The organism is Streptomyces botrytidirepellens, from assembly GCF_003721215.1.
In the GTDB taxonomy this organism is placed as follows: domain Bacteria; phylum Actinomycetota; class Actinomycetes; order Streptomycetales; family Streptomycetaceae; genus Streptomyces; species Streptomyces himastatinicus.
Map to the genome: position 1 here is coordinate 1 of NZ_RIBZ01000601.1, position 4,002 is coordinate 4,002.

The 4,002-nt window shown below is 76.5% G+C and carries 3 protein-coding genes; all 3 read left to right on the plus strand.

Going from position 1 to position 4,002, the window contains the following annotated elements; translation table 11 throughout:
- Positions 1–1,464, plus strand: a 1,464-nt coding sequence (locus EEJ42_RS33515) for an alpha/beta hydrolase (protein WP_148082118.1), incomplete at its 5' end; no start/stop codon positions are given.
- An 86-nt stretch (positions 1,465–1,550) separates the two neighbouring features.
- On the plus strand, positions 1,551–3,086 hold the full coding sequence (gene crtI, locus EEJ42_RS33520; RefSeq protein ID WP_123105805.1) for a phytoene desaturase family protein: 1,536 nt from the start codon (positions 1,551–1,553) through the stop codon (positions 3,084–3,086).
- A partial coding sequence (locus EEJ42_RS33525) for a phytoene/squalene synthase family protein (RefSeq protein ID WP_148082119.1) occupies positions 3,083–4,002 on the plus strand: 920 nt, incomplete at its 3' end. The genes crtI and EEJ42_RS33525, both read left to right, overlap by 4 nt.

Consider the following 4,002-nt stretch of genomic DNA (forward strand, 5'->3'; position numbering starts at 1 on the left):
CTCCTCCCGGGCACCCCCGCCCGCGCCGCCACCGCCACCGCCGCCCCGCCGCTGCGCTTCGGCGCCTGCCCGGCCTCCGTACCCGACCCGCCCGCGCCCGCCCGCGTCACCTGCGCGCGGCTGAGCGTTCCCCTCGACTGGCACCACCCCGAGGGCGAGCACATCCGGATCGCCGTCTCCCGCGTACGGGCCTCCGGAACCCCGGCCGAGCGGCGCGGCATCCTCATGGTGAACCCCGGCGGGCCCGGCGGCTCCGGCCTGCCGTACGCCGTGACCAAGCGGGCCAAACTGCCCGAGAGCGTGCGGCGTGCGTACGACATCATCGGCTTCGACCCCCGCGGTGTCGGCCACAGCGCCCCCGCCGACTGCGGCCCCATGGGCGGCCACTTCGACACCCCGGCCGCCGACCCCGTGCCCACCGGCCGCGCCGCGGAGCGGGCCCACCTCGCCTCCCTGCGGCGCATGGCGGACGACTGCGCGAAGGGAGCGGCCCACGCCCTTCCCCACCTGTCGACGGAACAGACCGCACACGACATGGACGCCCTCCGCGCGGCGCTCGGCGAGCCGCGGACCGGGTTCCTCGGCGTCAGTTACGGCAGCTACCTCGGCGCCGCCTACGCCGCCTCGTTCCCCGGCCGGGTGGGCCGCATGGTGCTCGACAGCGTCGTCGGCCCCGAGGAGTGGTACGACTTCGACCTGGCGCAGGCCCGGGCGCTGCTGCGGCAGCGCGAGGTGTTCTTCGGCTGGACGGCGCGCCACGCGGACCGTTTCCGGCTCGGCGACCGTACGGACGCGGTGCGCGACGCCTACCGCAGGGCGCGGGCCCGGCTCACCGCCCGCCCCGTCGGTGGCGTCGGCCCGGCCGAGTTCGACCGCGCCGTCTACCGCGCGCTCGGCCGCACCGAGCGCTGGACGGACCTCGCCGACGGACTCCGCGCCACCCTGCGCGGCGGCGACACCGCGCTCCTCCGCCCGGACACCCCCTTCGCCGGCGCGGAGTCACGCACCTACGAAGCCGCCAACCGCATCGTGAAGTGCGCGGACGGCCACGCCCCCACACCCCGCCGGGTGGTGGCCGACGTGCGGCGCATGCGGCACCTCGACCCGCACCCGGTCCTCACCGGGATCGAGGCGTCCACCTGCGCCTACTGGCACCACCGCCCGGCCCGCCGCACCTCGCTCGGCAGCCCCGACGCCCCGCCCGGCCTGCTCGTCGCCTCCGCACACGACCCCGTCACCCCCATCGAGGGGGCGCACCGGCTCCGCCACCGGCTGCCGGGCTCCCGGCTGGTGACGCTCCACCAGGACTACTCCCACGGGGTGTTCGCCAGCCGCGGCAACGCCTGCGTCGACCGGACGGCCGCCGCGTACCTGGTCGACGGCCGCCTCCCGGCGGGCGATGTGCACTGCACCGGCCCGGGGCTGCCGGAGCCGGGACCGCGTGGCCAGGAACCGCGGAGGTAGCGGGCGCGGCTCACGCACGGTCGAATTCGTTCGGCCGTACGGCCCCTCGCGCGGGTGGGCGGCCCGGACGTCAGAAGACTGAAACCATGAGGACCGTCGCCGGGCCCACGGGCCATGTCGTGGTCGTCGGAGCGGGGCTGTCCGGGCTCGCCGCCACCCTGCACCTGCTCGGCGCCGGGCGCCGGGTGACCGTCGTGGAACGCGCCACCCGGCCCGGCGGCCGGGCCGGATGCCTGGAGCGCGGCGGCTACTGCTTCGACACCGGCCCCACCGTGCTCACCATGCCGGACCTGCTGGCCGAGGCGCTGGCCGCCGTGGGGGAGGAGGTGTCCGACCGGCTCGACCTGGTCGCGCTGCACCCCGCCTACCGGGCCGCGTTCGCCGACGGCAGCAGCCTCGACGTCCACACCGGCGCGGACGCCATGGAGGAGTCCGTACGGGCCTTCGCCGGGCCGCGCGAAGCGGCCGGATACCGGCGGCTGCGGGCCTGGCTGGAAGCACTCCACCGCGCCCAGATGACCCGCTTCATCGACGCCAACTTCGACTCGCCGCTCCAGCTGCTCCACCCCGACCTCGCCCGGCTGGCCGCCCTCGGTGGCTTCGGACGGCTCGACCCCGGCATCGGCCGTTTCCTCCGCGACGAGCGGCTGCGCCGGGTCTTCTCCTTCCAGGCCCTCTACGCGGGCGTGCCACCGGCCCGCGCCCTGGCCGCGTACGCCGTCATCGCCTACATGGACACCGTCGCGGGCGTGTACTTCCCCCGTGGCGGCATGCACGCCGTGCCCCGCGCGCTGGCCGCCGCGGCCGCCGACGCCGGTGCCGACCTGCGCTTCGGGCAGCACGTCACCCGGCTGGAGCAGCGGGCCGGGCGGGTCACCGCCGTCATCACCCCGCACGGCCGCGTGCCCTGCGACGCCGTCGTCCTCAGCTGCGAGCTGACCGAGTCCTACCGGCTGCTGGGCCGCGCCCCGCGCCGCCCGCTGCGCCACCGGCGCTCACCCTCGGCCGTCGTCCTGCACACCGGCACCGACCGCACCTGGCCCCAACTGGCCCACCACACCCTCTCCTTCGGCGCGGCCTGGCGCGCCACGTTCGAGGAACTGACCGTCTCCGGGCGGCTGATGAGCGATCCCTCGCTGCTCATCACGCGGCCCACCACACACGACCCCGCCCTCGCCCCGCCCGGCCGCCACATCCACTACATCCTCGCGCCCTGCCCGAACACCGACATCGGACCCGGCGCCGCCGCGTGGCGCGCCCTCGGCCCGCGCTACCGGGATCGCGTCCTCACCGAGCTCGAGCGCCGCGGCCTGGCCGGACTCGGGGCGGCCATCGAACAGGAATGCCTGGTCACCCCGGCCGACTGGGCGGCCCAGGGGCATGCCGCGGGCAGTCCGTTCTCGCTCGCGCACACCTTCGCCCAGACCGGACCGTTCCGCCCCGCCAACCTCGTGCGCGGCCGGGAGAACGTGGTGCTGGCGGGCTGCGGCACCACCCCCGGCGTGGGCGTCCCGACCGTACTGATCTCCGGAAAGCTGGCCGCCGCCCGCATCACCGGCCACCCCCGCCCCGGTCCCCGCCGCACCCGGCCGCGGGCCCTCCTCCGGCAAGGAACCCCATGACCCGACACGAACTCGACGCCGCCGGTATCCACGACCCGGCGCTGCGCGCCGACTATCTGCGGTGTCGCCTGCTCAACGCCCGCCACGGCAGGACGTACTTCCTGGCGACCCGGCTGCTGCCCGCGGCCCGGCGCCCCGCCGTGCACGCCCTCTACGGCTTCGCCCGCTGGGCCGACGACATCGTGGACGACCTCGAGGGCTCCGGCGGCACCGCCCCGCGCTCAGCCTGTCTGGACCGGCTCGACGCCGAGCTGTCCCGGGCCCTGCGCACCGGGCGCGGCGACGAGCCCGTCGTCCGGGCCCTGGCGCACACCGCCGCCACCTACCGCATCGACCACCGCCACTTCACCGACTTCATGGCCTCGATGCGGACCGACCTGACCGTCACCGACTACCCCACCTTCGCGCACCTGCGCCACTACATGCACGGTTCGGCCGCGGTGATCGGCCTCCAGATGCTGCCCGTACTCGGCCACGTCGTGCCCCGCGAGGACGCCGAGCCGCACGCGGCGGCGCTCGGCGTCGCCTTCCAGCTCACCAACTTCCTGCGGGACGTGGGGGAGGACCTGGACCGCGGCCGGATCTACCTGCCCGCCGACCTGCTGGCCGCACACGGCGTGGACCGGGACCGCCTGCGGTGGTCCCGCCGCACCGGGCGGCGGGACCGGCGCATCACCGCAGCACTGCGCGACTTCGCCGCCCTCACCCGCGGCTACTACCGCCGGGCGCTGCCCGGCATCCCGATGCTCGACCCGGTGGCCCGGCCCTGCATCCGCACCGCGTACGTGCTCTACGGAGGCATCGTCACCGCCGTCGAGCGCGACGGCTACGCGGTGCTGCACCGGCGGTCGGCGGTGCGGCGGCGGGTCCGGGCCGCGGTCGCGCTCGACGGGCTGGTCCGCGTCGGCGCCGCCCG